The organism is Chryseobacterium sp. FP211-J200 (genome assembly GCF_001643375.1).
Classification (GTDB): domain Bacteria; phylum Bacteroidota; class Bacteroidia; order Flavobacteriales; family Weeksellaceae; genus Epilithonimonas; species Epilithonimonas ginsengisoli.
The window spans coordinates 1-17,305 of record NZ_LSHB01000013.1 but is presented as its reverse complement, the minus strand read 5'-3'; the positions used below and the strand labels follow the sequence as shown (position 1 = coordinate 17,305).

Annotated in this window: 12 protein-coding genes; 8 read left to right on the top strand and 4 right to left on the bottom strand. The window is 39.0% G+C overall.

Annotated elements, in window-relative coordinates; translation table 11 throughout:
• Positions 1-150 precede the first annotated feature (150 nt).
• Together AXA65_RS05385 and AXA65_RS05380 are read left to right on the top strand one after the other, a co-directional pair.
• A complete protein-coding gene (locus tag AXA65_RS05385) occupies positions 151-1,500 on the top strand; it encodes an OmpA family protein (protein WP_063969101.1) in 1,350 nt (449 codons plus the stop codon).
• A 115-nt stretch (positions 1,501-1,615) separates the two neighbouring features.
• Positions 1,616-2,953 (top strand): Nramp family divalent metal transporter, encoded by a 1,338-nt coding sequence (locus AXA65_RS05380; RefSeq protein ID WP_063969100.1) that lies wholly within the window; start codon positions 1,616-1,618, stop codon positions 2,951-2,953.
• Positions 2,954-3,144: 191 nt separating this feature from the next.
• Here AXA65_RS05380 and fsa read toward each other — a convergent pair whose 3' ends face one another.
• The 3 genes from fsa to gyrA form a co-directional block, all read right to left on the bottom strand.
• Positions 3,145-3,798, bottom strand: a complete 654-nt coding sequence (gene fsa, locus AXA65_RS05375; RefSeq protein WP_063969099.1) for a fructose-6-phosphate aldolase — start codon at positions 3,796-3,798, stop codon at positions 3,145-3,147.
• A gap of 90 nt (positions 3,799-3,888) precedes the next feature.
• Positions 3,889-5,274 (bottom strand): tetratricopeptide repeat protein, encoded by a 1,386-nt coding sequence (locus AXA65_RS05370; protein ID WP_063969098.1) that lies wholly within the window; start codon positions 5,272-5,274, stop codon positions 3,889-3,891.
• A gap of 20 nt (positions 5,275-5,294) precedes the next feature.
• Entirely contained in the window at positions 5,295-7,931 is a 2,637-nt protein-coding gene (gyrA, locus tag AXA65_RS05365) for a DNA gyrase subunit A (RefSeq protein ID WP_063969097.1), read from the bottom strand.
• A gap of 149 nt (positions 7,932-8,080) precedes the next feature.
• Between gyrA and AXA65_RS05360 the strand changes: the two genes are divergently transcribed.
• From AXA65_RS05360 to AXA65_RS05345, 5 genes are all read left to right on the top strand, one after another.
• On the top strand, positions 8,081-8,395 hold the full coding sequence (locus tag AXA65_RS05360) for a DUF4286 family protein (RefSeq protein ID WP_063969096.1): 315 nt from the start codon (positions 8,081-8,083) through the stop codon (positions 8,393-8,395).
• A gap of 213 nt (positions 8,396-8,608) precedes the next feature.
• Entirely contained in the window at positions 8,609-10,252 is a 1,644-nt protein-coding gene (locus tag AXA65_RS05355) for an ABC1 kinase family protein (RefSeq protein ID WP_063969095.1), read from the top strand.
• Between the two features lie 277 nt (positions 10,253-10,529).
• Positions 10,530-11,999: a TonB-dependent siderophore receptor gene (locus AXA65_RS05350; protein ID WP_063969094.1), complete on the top strand. Its 1,470-nt coding sequence runs from the start codon at positions 10,530-10,532 to the stop codon at positions 11,997-11,999.
• Positions 12,000-12,121: 122 nt separating this feature from the next.
• The gene (locus AXA65_RS20100) at positions 12,122-12,313 is read left to right on the top strand and encodes a TonB-dependent receptor (protein ID WP_218281605.1); all 192 of its coding nucleotides are present in this window, start codon (positions 12,122-12,124) and stop codon (positions 12,311-12,313) included.
• Positions 12,314-12,322: 9 nt separating this feature from the next.
• Positions 12,323-13,411: a PepSY-associated TM helix domain-containing protein gene (locus AXA65_RS05345; RefSeq protein WP_063969093.1), complete on the top strand. Its 1,089-nt coding sequence runs from the start codon at positions 12,323-12,325 to the stop codon at positions 13,409-13,411.
• A gap of 52 nt (positions 13,412-13,463) precedes the next feature.
• Here the strand turns inward: AXA65_RS05345 and AXA65_RS05340 are convergent, their stop codons facing one another.
• Complete coding sequence (locus tag AXA65_RS05340) at positions 13,464-14,708, bottom strand: MFS transporter (protein WP_063969092.1); 1,245 nt, start codon at positions 14,706-14,708, stop codon at positions 13,464-13,466.
• A gap of 215 nt (positions 14,709-14,923) precedes the next feature.
• On the opposite strand from AXA65_RS05340, the gene AXA65_RS05335 reads away from it, so the two are divergent.
• Entirely contained in the window at positions 14,924-17,131 is a 2,208-nt protein-coding gene (locus AXA65_RS05335) for a polyribonucleotide nucleotidyltransferase (RefSeq protein ID WP_063969091.1), read from the top strand.
• The last annotated feature ends 174 nt before the right edge of the window (positions 17,132-17,305 follow it).

Here is a 17,305-nt window from a genome sequence, read left to right as displayed (position 1 = left end):
TTTCTTCGGATTTTTTGTTTTAAAATAAATTCGAAATTCAAAAGTTAAATCATAATTAGTTAAAGTTTTATTAAAATTTTTAACAATGAAAATTTGTGGATTAATATTTGGTAACATTACAAAACATCAAACTTTAAAAAATAAACTATTATGTCAATTAACTTAATCGACCTGATCAAAGGTCAACTAGGACCAGCTACGGTCTCTCAAACTGCAACTCAACTTGGAGAAAGTGAATCTGGAATTTCAAAAGCGATTTCAGCTTTACTACCTGCTGTGGTTGGAGGTTTTGCAAACAGCAATACACAATCTGAACTTTTCAGTACGGTAAAAGAAGCGGCTTCATCTGGCGTATTATCCAATTTATTAGGAAATCTTAGCGGAAGTGATTCTGTCATCTCAAAGATTTTAAGTCTGATCTTCGGAGATGGAGATAAACTTGCTGCTATCACAAATGCTGTTTCATCATACGCGGGCATCAAAACTGAATCAACAAATTCATTATTAAACCTTGTGACTGGCGCAACTGCCGGGACTTTGGGAAAATATGCCAACGATAATAACCTAGATGTTTCCTCATTTGGAAATTTACTGAGTGATCAGAAAGGATTATTATCATCCATACTTCCTGCAGGATTTAGCTTTGCTTCTTTAGGTTTGGGTAATTGGTTTGGATCAGTAGACGCTGAACCAATCAATGTTGTTCCAGAACCTTTGCAGACGCCCATTTCAGATGTAAATCCAGTAACACCAATTACAGAAGAGCCTATTATAACTGAAACGCCGAGACCTGTAGTGACAGACGCTCCAAAAGTAGATGTTACTAGAAGTGGATCAACACACGAGATTGTTCCGGATAACTCGGGAGGTGGCAGTATTTGGAAATGGTTGTTACCATTGCTTTTACTATTACTTTTGGGTTGGTTCTTCTGGAAGCAATGTGATAAAAAAGTAGAACCAGTTCCGGTATCAACTGTTGATTCTACGACTGTTGTTTCAGATTCTACCACGCCAAAAGGTGATTCTATAGTGATAACTAGAGAAACTTTGGTTGTGACTCTGCCAAGCGGTAAAACCTTACAAGCTTACAAGGGCGGAATTGAAGATCAAATCGTGACCTTCTTGAAATCTGACGAATATAAAAACTCTACAGAAGCACAGCTTAAAGACAAATGGTTCAACTTCGATAATTTGAATTTCGAATTCGGAGCTACGAAATTGACACCTGAATCTCAAGTTCAGTTGAATAATTTGAAAGCGATCTTGGTAGAATTTCCAGATGCTAAAATCAAAATTGGAGCTTACACAGATAAAAAAGGCGATGCTGCTACAAACTTGAAATTATCAGGAGACAGAGCTGCTGCTGTGAAAACTGAACTTAACTCAGCACAGGTTTTAGAAGCAGAAGGATATGGATCCAAATTTGCAAAAGTTCCTGCTGAAGCCACTGACAAAGAAAGAGAGTCTGACAGAAAAACGGCTGTGAGATTTACAAAGTAAAATCAATATCAAATTAAATAGAAACTGCCAAGCAATTGGCAGTTTTTTTATTGTTAACTTGCGAGTTAAGTACAGTATAACTATTTTTGTTAGTCTAATCTAACAATGAAAATCATTGAATCCATCAAATCATAATACAGGCTGGAGAACCGAGAAAAGTTCGAATTCACTCAATGAGGTTTTTTCCAGCGTCAACATTCCCAAAGATGGGAGTTTCAAAAAGAAATTATTGGCCTACATGGGACCAGGATTATTGGTCGCAGTTGGTTATATGGATCCTGGAAACTGGGCCACAGATATTGCCGGTGGAGCGCAGTTTGGATACACGTTGCTCTCGGTCATTTTAATTTCAAACTTATTTGCCATTTTGTTGCAACATCTTTCCGTAAAGTTAGGTGTCGTAGCGGAGCGTGATCTGGCTCAGGCTTGTAAAGACCATTTTCATCCGGCTGTTAATTTTGTCCTTTGGATCTTTTGTGAAATTGCCATTGCTGCTTGTGACCTTGCCGAAGTGATCGGATCAGCGATTGCCCTGAATTTGTTATTTGGAATTCCGCTCAGTGTGGGTGTTGTGATAACGATCATCGATGTTTTTCTGATCTTATTCCTGCAAGCCAAAGGTTTCCGATACATCGAAAGTATTGTCGGTGGTTTGATCTTTATCATTTTCATTGCATTCTTCTACGAGATATTTCTGAGCAAGCCTGAGATATTCCCATTGTTGGAAGGGCTGATCCCCAAGAAAGAGATCATCACAAACCCTTCGATGTTATACATTGCTATTGGAATATTGGGTGCCACAGTGATGCCTCATAATCTTTATTTGCACAGCAGTATTGTGCAAACGAGAAATTATCCAAGGACGACGGAAGGGAAAAAAGAAGCTTTGAAGTTCGCAAGCATCGACAGTAGTCTTTCGTTGATGTTGGCTTTCGTCATCAATGCGGCAATCCTAATCATTGCTGCGGCAACTTTTCATACATCGGGGAACAAAGATGTGGCTGATATCAATGATGCCTATATGCTTTTGACGCCGCTTTTGGGAACGACTTTGGCGAGTATTTTCTTTGGAATTGCTTTGTTGGCTTCTGGACAGAATTCTACTTTAACAGGAACATTGGCCGGACAAATTGTGATGGAAGGTTTCCTTAATATCAGATTAAAACCTTGGGTCAGACGATTAATCACGAGGACAATCGCGATCATTCCAGCGTTGGTCATTTCTATTATTTATGGTGAGAAAGGAACGGCTGAACTTTTGGTTTTCAGTCAGGTGATATTGTCGATGCAGCTGAGTTTTGCGGTGGTTCCATTGGTCATGTTTACAAACAGCAAAGCGAAGATGGGAGAGTTTGCCAATAAAATGTGGCTCAAAATCCTGGCGTTTGTCATCAGTGCTATTATTATCGTTCTGAACCTTTATCTTTTGAAAGAGACTTTCTTCCCTCAATAATTAGAAATTAATAAATAAAAAAACCGTCTCAAATAAGTGAGACGGTTTTTTTATGTTCTAAAGTTGTATCGAGGACCACCTTTCGTTCTTGCGAAGCGCGCCCCGACCTGAGTGGAGCTCTTTTTTTGCGGCTGGAAAAGCTAAGGCAAAAAAAGCGGGAACGGAGGGCGGATAAAGGCGCCCAAATCATCTTACCCCAACTTCTTGGAATCAGCAACAAATTGCGCCAATCCAGAATCTGTCAGTGGGTGATTCAATAGATTAAGGATCGATGGTAGAGGAGAAGTGATGACGTCTGCACCGATCTTCGCACAGTTGATGATGTGCATAGGACTTCTGATAGAGGCTGCAAGGATCTCAGTTTCGAAGTGGTAGTTATCAAAGATCAAACGGATCTCCTCGATCAAGTTAAGACCGTCAACAGAAATGTCATCCAATCTTCCTAGGAATGGAGATACATAACTTGCACCAGCTTTTGCTGCCAAAAGTGCTTGTCCTGCTGAGAAGATCAATGTACAATTGGTTTTGATGCCTTTGTCTGAAAAATATTTCAAAGCTTTGATCCCGTCTTTGATCATTGGGATCTTCACAACGATTCTTTCGTGAAGTGCAGCTAGCTCATCACCTTCCTTAATCATTTCTTCGTAAGTCGTGGAAAGAACTTCGGCTGAAACATCGCCATCCGAGATATTGCAAATGTCAACATAACGTTTGTTGATCGCTTCTTTGCCGGAGATTCCTTCTTTTGCCATAAGAGAAGGATTTGTAGTAACGCCATCCAGAATTCCAAGATCTTGTGCTTCTTTGATCTGTGCTAGGTTGGCTGTGTCAATAAAAAATTTCATATGTAGAATTTTATAAAATTGTTATGTAAATATATCATTTTAATTAGCATCTGAAAAATAAAAAAAAGAAGCCCGAAGGCTCCTTTATGATTATTTCAGTGCAGTTTCTTTCGCTTTAAATTCATTATACTTGGCAGTATTTTGTGTCGTCATGTACATTCCTTTCAGAAGACCTACGATCTCTTTGTTATTGGGATCTGCCTGGTACATTTGTTCTGCGTATGGCAATGCTTTTTGAAATCTTGCTCTTCTTTGTTCTAGAACTTTATTTGCAGCATCGATCTTGCCATCTTTTCTTAATGCTTTGTACTCATCAATAGCTTTTGCATCGTCTTCACCTATGATTGTGAAAACGAGATTGTTAAGTGCATTTGGGTATTTTGAGTCCATTTCTACCAATTTTTTATAAGTAGCTTCTGCTTCTGCTTGTTTAGATGGATCCTTGCTGTACATCACCCCAAGATTGTAAAGGCTTTCTTTGTCACTTGGGTTTGCTGCGATCTTCGCTTTCAAATTATTCACAAACTCATCTGTCTTACCAGATTTGAAATATGAATTGCTCTGAACCTGAGAAAGGGATTGGTTATTTGGGAACTTCTTCATACCCTCGCTTGCAAGGGCTGCAGCTTCGTCATATTTTTTCTGTTCGAATAACAATGATGCTGTCACTTCATAAAGCTCTTCTAACTTACTAGGTGTCGTTTCCGTTTTGAAGTCTGTATAACCTGCGCCATCTGGAGTTTTCTTATAAAGGTCATATGCAGCCTTGTCAAGATTTTCCTTGTTTCCTGTTTTGGAATTCTTCGCCGTGTACACCGTTTCAACACCTGTGTAGCCAGATTTGATAAGTGAATTTAGGATTTCGGTTGCTTTATCTTTGTGGTCCGCTGTTTGTGCGAAAGCTACACCAGCGTAGTAAAGATAATTCTTGTCGTCCTGTCCAGCTGCTTTGAAAAGATAATAGGTCTCAGCAAATTTTTCTCCAGCAACATCATACTTTTTCTCGTTGTAACTTGTAGTTGCAATTTGATTTGCCTTTTGCAAAAGTGGATTTACAGATTCTCTTAATTTATCACCTAAAGAAGGAGAATATTTATCCTGTTTCAGAGATAGTCCAGCACCAAACTTATCGGCAGCTTCTTTTCCTACAAAATAAACTTTGTTCTTGTCAGCATCTTTTCCAGTGTAGATCGCATCTTTCCCAAGACTTGAAATCTTGGAAAGGTACTCTGCGCCTTCTGTATTTTTTCCTGATTTAAGCAATGACAATCCTTTGGCATAATAGTATTGCTCAAGAACTGAAGGTTCCAATAGATATGTTTTTTCACCAAAAACACCTTCTGCTTTTGATATTTCTGTGTTGGCAGTTGCTAGGTCTCCTGAATCAACTGCTTTTACAGCGTTAGCGATCTCCTTTTTCTGCGCACTAACCAATGCTACAGACAAAACTGCTAAACTTAAAATTAATCTTTTCATATTAAACTTTTTAATTTTTTTTATTCGTTATCTTCGATTTCGTCAGCGCTTTCACTATTATCAGCGACTTCCTCGTCTTCGATCTTCTTCAACTCTTCTTCGTCACCAATGTTGATTTGATTGTTTCCTGTCTGAGGTTTCACTTTGAATTCCGGATTGTTGCTGTCGTTTTCTGCAGCTTCTTCGCCTTCTTCTTCCACAACTTCACTGTCCATTTCTACTTTTGCAATCGCTGCGATTTCGTCCTTGGTTTTCAGATTAATAACCTTAACACCTTGAGTATTTCTACCCATCACGCGCATTTCGTTCATATTCATTCGGATGGCAACACCAGATTTGTTGATGATCATCAATCCATCTTCGTCTGTCACACTTTGAATAGCGATCAGGTTTCCAGTTTTCTCGGTGATGTTAAGGGTAATTACACCTTTTCCACCTCGGTTTGTGATACGGTAATCTTCTACAGCTGTTCTTTTTCCATAACCTCTCTCTGATACAACCAAAACCGTATCATTTTCCAAGTCATTAACAACAATCATTCCGATTACTTCATCACTGTCTTCAAGAGAGATACCTCTTACACCGATGGATCCTCTGCCGACCGCTCTCGCTTTTTCTTCAGGGAAACGGATACATTTACCATTTTTGGTAGCTATCATGATCTGGGAATTTCCGTCTGTCAATCTTGCGCCTAATAGTGCGTCATTGTCACGGATCTCGATGGCATTTACACCATTTGTTCTTGGTCTAGAGTAAGCTTCCAAAGATGTTTTCTTGATGGTGCCGTTCTTGGTGATCATCACAACATTCATTTGGTTGATATATTCTTGATTTTTAAGATCTTTGGTTCTGATGTAAGCCTTGATCTTATCGTCTTGTTCAATATTGATCAAGTTCTGAACCGCTCTTCCTTTCGAAGTTTTAGATCCTTCCGGAACTTCAAATACCCTTAGCCAGAAACATTTTCCTTTTTCTGTGAAGAATAGGAGATATTCGTGGTTGGTTGCTGTAACAATATATTCAAGGAAATCCTCGTCTCTTGTCGTTGCTGCTCTGTTTCCAACACCACCTCTGGATTGTACTTTGTATTCAGAAAGAAGTGTTCTTTTGATGTAACCTGCGTGAGAAATGGTCAAAACAACCTTTTCATCCGGGATCATATCCTCGATAGAAAATTCTCCACCTGCATAATCAATCTCTGAACGTCTTTCGTCGCCGTATTTTTCCTTGATCTCCTGAAGTTCTTCTTTGATGATCTCATAACGTCTTGGTTCATTCGTTAAAATGTCTTCCAAGTCTTTTATTAAGGCCATGATCTCTTCATACTCTGCGCGGATCTTGTCCAATTCCATTCCTGTAAGACGAGCCAAACGAAGATCTAGAATTGCCTGAGCCTGAAGCTCGGAAAGTTCAAATTCTTCGATCAAGCCTTCTTTCGCTGCTGCAGGATTTGCACTGTGACGGATGATCGCGATTGCTCTGTCAAGAGAATCCTGAGTGCCGATCACTTTCATGAAGCCTTCAAGGATGTGTGCTCTTTCCTGTGCTTTTCTCAGTTCGTATTTTGTTCTTCTTACAATCACTTCGTGACGGTGATCTACGAAATGCAGGATCATATCTTTCACATTCAGTTGTACAGGTCTGCCTTTGACCAAGGCAATGTTGTTCACTGAAAAAGAAGTTTGTAGGGAAGTATATTTATATAAAAGATTTAATACAACATTTGGAATGGCGTCATTCTTAAGTTCGTAAACGATACGCATTCCGTTTCTGTCAGACTCATCACGGATCTCATAGATCCCTGGAAGTTTGTCATCCTTCACCAATTCCGCAGTTCTGGCAATCATCTCTGCTTTGTTCACTTGGTAAGGGATTTCTGTTACGATGATTGCATTTCTGTTCCCGATCTCTTCGAAGTTAACCTTCGCTCTCAAAACGATACGGCCTCTTCCTGTATGGAAAGCGTCACGAACGCCATCATAACCGTAAATGATTCCACCTGTTGGGAAATCCGGTGCAATGATGTGCTTCATCAACTCATCGATGGTAATTTCTTTATCATCGATGTATGCGCAAATTGCATCAATACTTTCAGATAAGTTGTGAGGCGCCATATTTGTCGCCATACCAACGGCAATTCCGGAAGCTCCATTGACCAAAAGACTTGGGATTCTTGTAGGAAGAACGGTAGGTTCTGTTAAACTATCATCAAAGTTGTTTTGGAAATCAACAGTTTCTTTATCAAGATCGGCAAGGATCTCATCAGATATTTTTTTAAGTCTTGCTTCCGTATAACGCATTGCTGCTGGTGGATCGCCGTCCATAGAACCAAAGTTACCTTGGCCGTCAACCATCTGATAACGCAAACTCCACGGTTGCGCCATTCTTACCATTGCATCATAAACCGACCTGTCACCGTGTGGGTGATATTTACCTAAAACGTCTCCAACAATTCTCGCAGATTTCAAATGTTTTCTGTTAGAAAAGACATTAAGACCATACATACCGTAAAGCACTCTTCTGTGAACGGGTTTCAGTCCGTCTCTCACATCTGGCAAAGCTCTTGATACGATTACTGACATCGAATAATCGATGTAAGAGGTTCTCATCTCGTCAACAATGTTGATCGGTATTAACCTTTCTCCTTCCTTATGCATAAATATTTTTTAATTTATTGTATATCAGAATATTAAAATATGTTCTGACACTTATAGTTTTTGTCTTTTTTATAACGCGCTAATTTACAAAAAAAAACCGATTTTTGCATTCTGAATTTATCAACATTAATCATAAAAAAATATAAAAAATGAGCATCCTTAGTATTACATTTCATACAATCGAAAATAAAATTGAAGAATGGGACCTCTATGTGGAAAGTGATCTGCATCAGATGGTGGAAAATCTTTTGGATGTTGAAAAATATATTCTTTCTGAAGTTCGGTCCGATATGTTGGGTGAGGGGAAAAACACCAATTTGCTTTTGGTTTTTGACAATGATGATATGAGAGATCAGTTTATAGAAAGTGAGTTGGTGAATCTGGAAGAAAGAATCAATTTGAAATTTGGAGAATACGTGATGGTCTTTCCAACTTTTCTTGATCCGAAGAAAAAGAGGTTTTAATTGTCTTAATTTTATAATGTAAGCACTTCGACTCCGCTCAGTGTGACATCTCTGACACTTAACTTGTCACATTGAGCGGAGTCGAATGTTTTAGAATTGTCAGTCTGAGCGGAGTCGAAGATCATAAGGTTGTCAGTCTGAGGCTCTCGAAAACTTTTTGATTTCTGGGAATAATTTTTGGAGTTACTTTGTAGCTCCTTTATTTTTTTAATTATGTTCGATAAACAACAGCGAAAACTCAAACGTTCTGCCAGATTGATCTCCGTTCTCAGTAAGTATGGTTTCAAAGATATGATTGCCAGAATGGGAAAAAAGCCGGAAGAAAACTCTGTAAATTCTGACGAAATTATTTCGAAAGAAACCGTTTACGAAAGAATCAGATTGGTTTTGGAAGAATTGGGTCCAACCTTTGTGAAGCTTGGTCAAACGTTCAGTAATCGTGAAGATCTGCTTCCGCCGGAACTGATTCAGGAATTGCAAAAACTTCAGGACAGGGTGGAAGTTGTTGATATGAATGTTAATGAAATTTTGGAGAATGAATTCAATATTTCGGTCAAAGAATACTTCTCGGAAATCGTTGCAAAACCTTTGGCGACGGCTTCTATTGCGCAAGTTTATAGAGCAACTTTGATTACTGGAGAAGAGGTTATTTTAAAGGTCAAAAAACCTGATGTTCTAAGTGTGATCGAGGATGATCTACTGCTGATAAAGGACTTGGTGAAATTGATTTCCACTTATTCAGAAATTGCTTCAAAATTAAATTTAAAACAAGCCATCGCCACTTTCGAAAAGTCTTTGCTGGAGGAAGTTTCGTTGGTCAATGAACGCAATAACATCAAACAGTTTGCTTTGAATTTCAAAAATAATAAGGAAACTTACGTTCCAATTGTCTATGACGAATTTTCCAATAATAATGTCCTTTGTATGGAGTTTATTGACGGAATTAAGGTCACAGATAAAACTGAACTTCTTCATAATAACATTAATCCAGTTGTAATTTCCGAGGTTGGGTTAAGGCTTTTCGTTTCTCAGATTTTGGATTACGGGTTTTTCCACGCCGATCCGCACGCAGGAAATATTTTGGTGAAGAAAGATGGGCGAGTAGTTTTCATTGATTTTGGCGCAGTCGGGAAAATCCAGCCGAATGATAAAGAGATTCTTGAAAGTTTGATCGTCGCATTTGTTGCTAAAAACTCTAATAAAATTGTTAGGTCATTAAAGAAAATGGCGGTTAGTTACGAGATTCCGGATGACAGGCGATTTGAAAATGATGTGGAGGAAGTTTTGAATTTCGTTCACAGCACATCACTGAAAAATATCGATCCGCATATTATCATCAATAAAATGAAAGATGTTTTGAAGGACAATCAGCTTTATATGCCGGATTATTTTTATCTTCTGTTCAAAGGAATTGGCCTGATAGAAGGCGTTGGGAGAACAATTAATCCCGACTTGGACATTGTGAAAAGTCTTCATCCTTATACTAAAAAAATCCTGACGAGAAAGATCAGTCCAAAAAAACTCTTCAAATCCGGAATGGACAAAATGATGAATTTCACAGATAACGTGGATGAAATTCCGAAAGAATTGCGCTCCGTTTTGCAAAAACTAGATGATAATAAATTCACGATTTCCAGCGAGATCAAAAATATTGAGAAAACCAATCAACTTATCAAATCGAGCATCATTAATCTGATTTTAGCAATGGTATTGGGTGCGAATATTATCGCTACATCCATCGTTTTCGTTTCAGAATCCGGACCTAGGATTGGCGAAATGTCGTTGGTGGCTGTTTTGGGATTTTTGTTTTCGATTGTATTGGTTGTCACTCTTCTGTTGAGAATTATGAGAAAGTAGTCTTCATCAAATTTTTGAAATTTTATAATAATATATTACCGATCATGCTTTTTGGCTTTCAATGTTAACGGTGTGTTAATTGATTATTACTTCAGTTTAACACAATGTTAAGTTTAGTTAAAAACCTATTCCTGTTATTTTTATTTAATCTAATTAAACGTTATTTTCGCGCTGAAAATATGCTTGAATAGGCTAATGCTTCTTTTTTGAGGTGACGGGTTATTCAAATACAATTCACGTTGAAAATATTGTACTAACAACTTCTCATTTAATTTTTATGAATAAAAAGATCACTTTGATAAGTGCTTTAGCTCTTTTATTTTTTGCTTCGGAAAATTTGTCCGCTCAGGAAACAGATCAAAATAGACCAATTACTGATAGTATTTCATCCAACAAAATAAAGAAAGATACATTAGATGATTCTGCTGTCCAGATCCAAACAGTTGAGATCACCGGCCGCAAGGAACGTGGCTACAAAAATACAAGAACCTTCAGCGCCACAAAGACCGATGCTGATCTGATAGATGTTCCGCAATCCATCAACTACGTTACGAAAGAAACCTTGGATGATCAGGCTGCTTTCAAAACGAGTGATGCGGTGAAGAATATCAGTGGTGTCAATCAAAGTTCTTACAACAACAATGATTTTGTTTTGCGTGGTTTCCGGGCTTGCAATACATTGATCAACGGACAAAGGATCTCTACCCGAGGTTGGGCGCAAAACCTGACACCTTATGTAGAAAGGATCGAAGTAATCAAAGGACCTGCATCCGCTTTGTTTGCCAATACAGATCCAGGCGGAACGATCAATACGGTGACCAAAAAACCACTGAAAGAACTTAGAAACTCCGTGAATTTTTCGACTGGTAGTTTTAAGACGAATAGGATACTGGGAGATTTTACAGGACCGATGAACGAAAAAAAGACGCTTCTCTATCGTTTCAACTTAGCGTACCAAAATACTGAATCATTCCGTATTCTACAGGACCAGACGGCTTTTGTTGTCGCACCTTCGTTCTCTTTCATCCCGAATGAAAAAACAAGCGTCAATTTTGATTTTGTCTATCAGAATACAGATGGCAGACTGGATCGCGGACAGCCTATTTTTGGTGCGACGGAGGGAACAGATTTATATTCGGTTCCAATCTCATTTGCCATTGGTAAAAAGAATGATTACCAGAAGGAACTTAGTATTTTCACGACTGTTTCTTTGCAGCACAAATTCAATGACCATATTTCATTCAATGCTTCTTATCTGAGGTCTATGTACGATGAAGATCTGTTGGAACACCGTACGTCCAACAATTTTGCAGTCGACGTCAATGGCATTCAGATCCCGACTTTGATGGGAATGCAGACGATTCGCAGACTTCGCAAGAATTACATTGATAATTTTACAGGTTATCTGACATTCGATTATAAAACTGGGGAATTCAATCACAAAACTTTGGTTGGATATGACCATATTCAGGAGATCTTTCCTGAGGGAAATTCCACTTACAATGCATCAGGATTTCTGTCTGCAGATGGTAAAAGCGTGATTGCGAGATTTGATCCGAAATTTCCTGAAAGATATATGATCAAAGATGGTATTCCGGTTCCGAATGTTCCTTATTTTAATTTGGACAACCCGGATTATTCCATTTCCGAGATCTCGAATTATATCAATGTCAGCCAAGAAGAAACGCCTTCGAAATATTTTCTTAACGGTGTTTATGTACAGCATCAGATCTCGTGGAGAAAGTAGAAAGCTTTGATCGGTCTAAGACAGGAATTCTATACTGATGTTCAAGGTTATACGACCAATTCGGAAAAGAATATCTAGCAAAAAGCATTCACGCCAAGATTGGGACCAAAAGGCTGACTGATGTGGCTATCTTAGAATTACCGGCCTATGTTGTTGCAAACGCAGCGGTCTTTTATCAGATCGATCATTTCAGAATGGCACTTAATCTCAACAATGCTTTTAATAAAACGTATTGGGTGGGCGGTTTCAATTATGCGCGACTGTTTCCAGGCACACCTCGTAACTTTATGTTGTCTGTAGGATATTCATTTTAAATGGTCTCGATGAAAAAAAAGAAAAAGCCGTCTTTCTTCAAAGGATTGGTTTCTACGGTTCATTTGTGGGTAGGCTTGGTCGTTGGGATTGTTTTCGTTCTTATAGCAGCGAGTGGTGCAGTTTTGTCTTTTGAAGATGAGTTGGAACCTATCATTTATCCTAAATTCTATTACGCCTCAGAAGGTCGAAATACAGATCAGTTATTACCAATAGAAAGTTTACTTGATTCCGCTAAACAACATTCAAACGATAATGAGATCGCAAGAATTGTTCTGACGAAAGATCTGGGGAAAGGCGGAAATATTCTTTTTGTGACCAAAGGTTCAAGACTTGAGAGAAGTTTTATTGGGGTTGATCCTTACAATGGAAAAGTTCAGGAAGTGATCAAACCAGGTCGCCACCTTTTCACTTGGATGGAGGAATTTCACAGAAAACTAATTATGGGAAAAATAGGTAAGACCATCACTGGAATTTGCTGTGTTGCTTATATTTTGATCATTTTGACAGGCGTCATTTTATGGTGGCCAAAAAATAATAAGATCTTAAAGCAAAGAATCAAGATCAAATGGGACGCGAGCACAAAGCGATTGAACTGGGATTTTCACGCTGTTGGTGGGATTTATTCAACACCCTTGCTCATGCTGATGTGCCTTACGGGAATTACCTGGAGCTATTCGATATTTGAATCAGAGGAAATAAAATTTGACACACAAAGTCATCAGGTGAGTGCACAAACTTATGCGATGATCACTCATAAATATTATTTGACGGAGCGTGACGAAAAGGTGCAGATCGGTCTGCCAGATAAGAAAAAGGATTATCTAGATGTCTCAGTAGGAAAAGATGATCTCTATTACCATCCTGAGACTGCAGCTTTGTTGAAAGAAGATTCTTACGAAAAAGTTAGCCTTTATTTTAAAGTCAAATCATGGATGAAACCACTGCATACGGGAAGTGCCTTTGGTTTCGTAGGTAAATTGATTTATTTTCTGATGACGCTTATCGGCGTTTCTTTACCTATCACTGGATTCATCATCTGGTTCGGCAAAAAGAAAAAGAAGAAAAAACCAAGCATCCGAGCAAAGGTTCTGACTTAAATTATTTAGGTAATAATTTCATCAAACCCCGATATTCCTTATATAAATTATCTTAATTGGATGAAGTATCTTCGGGTTTTAAATTTCCAGTTTCTCTCAGAAAAATAGTGATGATGATAGCACAAGTTATCCCGATCACGAAGAATAATAGCGAATGCTGTAACAATGAATTGCTGTCCAAACTCGCTGTCAACTTCGAACCATATAGTGAGGAAAATAGCGGTGCTAAAAGTGTTGTCACGCCAAACGTCAAGAAATTGATCGCTCCTGTTGCACTTCCTTTCACTTTGTCAGGATTCACTTCTTTGATGATGGAGTAAGGGATCATGGCAGCACCAGAACCAATTCCCATTAGTAAAAGAGAAATATTAACGGGGATCAAACTTGGTAAATAAGCAATTTGCAACAGAGAAAGAATCATTATAAGCGCTCCGCCAACGATCACAGGAATTCTGCGTTTTATTTTATCAGCGATCCAACCCAAAAGCGGACATCCAATGGCCCATCCGATTGGTACCAGCGCACAAGCTACTGTAGCACTTTCCTGAGAAAGACCTCTGCTTTTTTGCAGAAAATCAACACCCCAGATCATAGCGAAGATGGTGGTCGGCGCAAATAGAAATCCAGACACCAAACCGGACAGATAACTTTGAGGATTTCCGAAGATGATCTTATAATTGTCAAGAAAATTCTTTTGCTTTTCGATTTTTTCTCCTGGTTCTGATTTAGGTGTAAAAAGGAATGCCAACAAAGCCAAGATCAAAGAGCTAATACCAAAGATGATCCAAATGCTGTGAACACTATTTCCGTTTGTCAGATACGTGTTGCTTAATTTTTGACCAGCCGATCCACCGAGCATTCCCAAAGTCTGGGTGATTCCGATAGCTGTTGCGAGATTCTTTCCTGAGAACGCTTTCACTGCGATGTAAACTGCTGCTGGAAAAGCCATTGCAGAACCCATTCCCTGCAGTAATCTTCCTGTGTAACCGACAATATAATTTGATCCTCCAAAAAGCAGACATCCAGTTGCTAAAACCAAGATCCCGAAAAATACAGGTTTCCTCGCTCCCAATCTGTCAAGAAATAAACCTGCGGCCAAACTGGTGATAGAGTAGCTGATGTAATAGGCGCTTGCCAATGAACTTACTTCGGTCGAGTTGACGCTGTAGGAATTTTCAAGATGGCTGATCATGACACTTGGTGAGGACCTTACTGCATATTCCAAAGCGTAAAAGATTAATGCTAACACCCAGGATATAAAAAATGGATTTTTGATAAATGAAGTTTCGGTTTTCATAAAAAAATATTGAACGTGAAAACAATGATTTTCACGGGATTTTAAGAGTACTGTGCAGCTCTTTTAATTAAATGAATTGTAAAAATAGAATATTAAAATCTATATTTCAATGGAATTTCAGAAAATCCAAACAAAAACAGTAAATTTGCACCACATTTTTAGACGAAATATAATTAATTAAAGCGCTCAATACGGAGTGCAACACAAAACAATTTATGAGTATACCTCAAGCAATTACAGAAACGGTCATTCTTGCAGACGGCAGAGAGATCACAATCGAAACAGGGAAATTGGCAAAACAGGCTGATGGATCTGTAGTAGTAAAAATGGGTGGAACAATGCTTTTAGCAACTGTTGTGGCCAGCAAAGAAGCAAAAGATGGCGTAGATTTCTTGCCATTGACAGTAGATTACAGAGAAAAATTCTACGCAGGTGGGAAAATCCCTGGAAACTTTTTCAGAAGAGAAGCTAGACCATCCGATCAAGAGATCTTGACAATGCGTTTGGTGGACAGAGTTCTTAGACCATTGTTCCCAGAAGATTTCCACGCGGAAGTTCAGGTCATGATCTCTTTGATCTCTTACGATGGACAATGTATTCCAGATGACTTAGCAGGTTTTGCAGCATCTGCAGCGATCGCGATCACAGATATCCCTTTCAACGGACCAATGTCTGAGATCAGAGTGGTAAGAATTGAAGGAAAACTTTCTGTTAATCCAAAATTAGAAGACCTTAAGATCGCTGACCTAGATATTATGGTTGGTGCAACGAAAGATTCTATCGTAATGGTAGAAGGTGAGATGAAGGAGATCTCTGAAGCAGAAATGCTAGAGGCTATCCAATTCGCTCACGTTGAAATTAAGAAACAAGTGGAAGCTCAGGAGAGATTGGCTGAAAAAGTAGGCAAATCTTTACCAAAAAGAGAATACAGCCACGAGAATCACGACGAAGCGATCCGTGAAAAAGTGTGGAAAGAAACTTACGATAAAGTATATGAAGTAGCGAAATCGCCTTCTAGTAAAGAAGAAAGAGGAGAGAAATTCAAAGCGGTGCGTGAAGAGTTTTTGGCTCAATATGTTGATAACGCTGAAGAATTGGAAAGAGTAACACCTTTCGTAAAAGTATATTACCACGATGTTGAGAAAGAAGCGATGCGTCAGATGATCTTGAATGATAAGATCAGACTTGATGGTCGTGATCCTCAAACCATCCGTCCAATCTGGAGTGAGATCGATTATTTGCCAGGAGCACACGGTTCTGCGATCTTCACAAGAGGTGAAACTCAATCTTTGACAGCAGTAACTCTAGGTTCTGTGAAAGATGCGAATATGGTTGACAGCGTGATGATCAACTATGACGAGAGATTCTTCCTACACTATAACTTCCCACCATTCTCTACAGGTGAAGCAAGACCTTTGAGAGGAACTTCCAGAAGAGAAGTTGGTCACGGAAACTTGGCTCAAAGAGCTTTGGCGAATATGATCCCGGAAGAAAATCCTTATACTATCCGTATTGTTTCTGATATCTTGGAATCCAACGGTTCATCTTCTATGGCGACTGTTTGTGCAGGGACTTTAGCATTGATGGATGCAGGTGTTCAAATCAAGAAACCAGTTTCTGGGATTGCAATGGGATTGGTAACTGATGTAAAATCAGGGAAATTCACAGTGCTTTCTGATATCTTGGGTGATGAAGATCACTTGGGAGATATGGACTTCAAAGTAACCGGAACTGCAGACGGAATTACCGCTTGCCAGATGGATATCAAGATCCAAGGTTTGTCTATGGACATTATGGAAAAAGCCCTTCTACAAGCTAGAGACGGAAGATTGCATATCCTTGATAAATTAAATGAAACCATCTCTGCACCAAGAGAAGACGTGAAACCTCACGCTCCGAAAATGGTGATGCTAGAGATCTCTAAAGATTTCATTGGTGCTGTAATCGGACCTGGTGGAAAGATCATTCAGCAGATGCAGAAAGATACAGATACTGTTATCGCTATCGAGGAAGTTGGAGAGATCGGAAGAATCGAAATTTCTGGTGTGAGTAGAGAGAAGATCAACGAGGCTATCGCGAAGATCAACGAGATCACTTTTGTACCAACAGTTGGCGAAATCTACCAAGGTAGAGTTGTTAAAGTAATGGACTTCGGAGCATTTGTAGCGATCGCTAAGGGAACTGAAGGACTACTTCACATCTCTGAGATCGAGTGGGCGCGTCTTGATAAAGTGCCTTACAACGAAGGTGACCAAGTGGAGGTGAAATTTATGGGTTATGATGACCGTAAGAAAATGAAACTTTCCAGAAAAGTATTGTTGCCAAGACCAGAAAGACCGGCACCAAAACCAAGACCGGAAAGTCAAGTGAACCCTGAAGGTAAAGACCAACCAGGAGAGCACAAGCCTTTGAATGAAGCTTAAGATTAAGCCTTAATTATATTGAATCCCCCGAGTTTTCGGGGGATTTTTTTTTGTGTGGATTGTGTGTGAGGAAAGGGTGGTATGGGATAAAAGAATATTAAATACGGATGCGAGAATATGGTTTCCGGATGCGAGAATATGGTTTCCGGATGCTAGAATATAACTTCCGGATGC

Excerpts from the sequence above, each read along its gene's own strand:
- AXA65_RS05385 (WP_063969101.1), top strand. The coding sequence starts at position 151 with ATGTCAATTAACTTAATCGACCTGATCAAAGGTCAACTAGGACCAGCT.
- fsa (WP_063969099.1), bottom strand. The coding sequence starts at position 3,798 with ATGAAATTTTTTATTGACACAGCCAACCTAGCACAGATCAAAGAAGCA.
- AXA65_RS05370 (WP_063969098.1), bottom strand. The coding sequence starts at position 5,274 with ATGAAAAGATTAATTTTAAGTTTAGCAGTTTTGTCTGTAGCATTGGTT.
- gyrA (WP_063969097.1), bottom strand. The coding sequence starts at position 7,931 with ATGCATAAGGAAGGAGAAAGGTTAATACCGATCAACATTGTTGACGAG.
- AXA65_RS05360 (WP_063969096.1), top strand. The coding sequence starts at position 8,081 with ATGAGCATCCTTAGTATTACATTTCATACAATCGAAAATAAAATTGAA.
- AXA65_RS05355 (WP_063969095.1), top strand. The coding sequence starts at position 8,609 with ATGTTCGATAAACAACAGCGAAAACTCAAACGTTCTGCCAGATTGATC.
- AXA65_RS05350 (WP_063969094.1), top strand. The coding sequence starts at position 10,530 with ATGAATAAAAAGATCACTTTGATAAGTGCTTTAGCTCTTTTATTTTTT.
- AXA65_RS05345 (WP_063969093.1), top strand. The coding sequence starts at position 12,323 with ATGAAAAAAAAGAAAAAGCCGTCTTTCTTCAAAGGATTGGTTTCTACG.
- AXA65_RS05340 (WP_063969092.1), bottom strand. The coding sequence starts at position 14,708 with ATGAAAACCGAAACTTCATTTATCAAAAATCCATTTTTTATATCCTGG.
- AXA65_RS05335 (WP_063969091.1), top strand. The coding sequence starts at position 14,924 with ATGAGTATACCTCAAGCAATTACAGAAACGGTCATTCTTGCAGACGGC.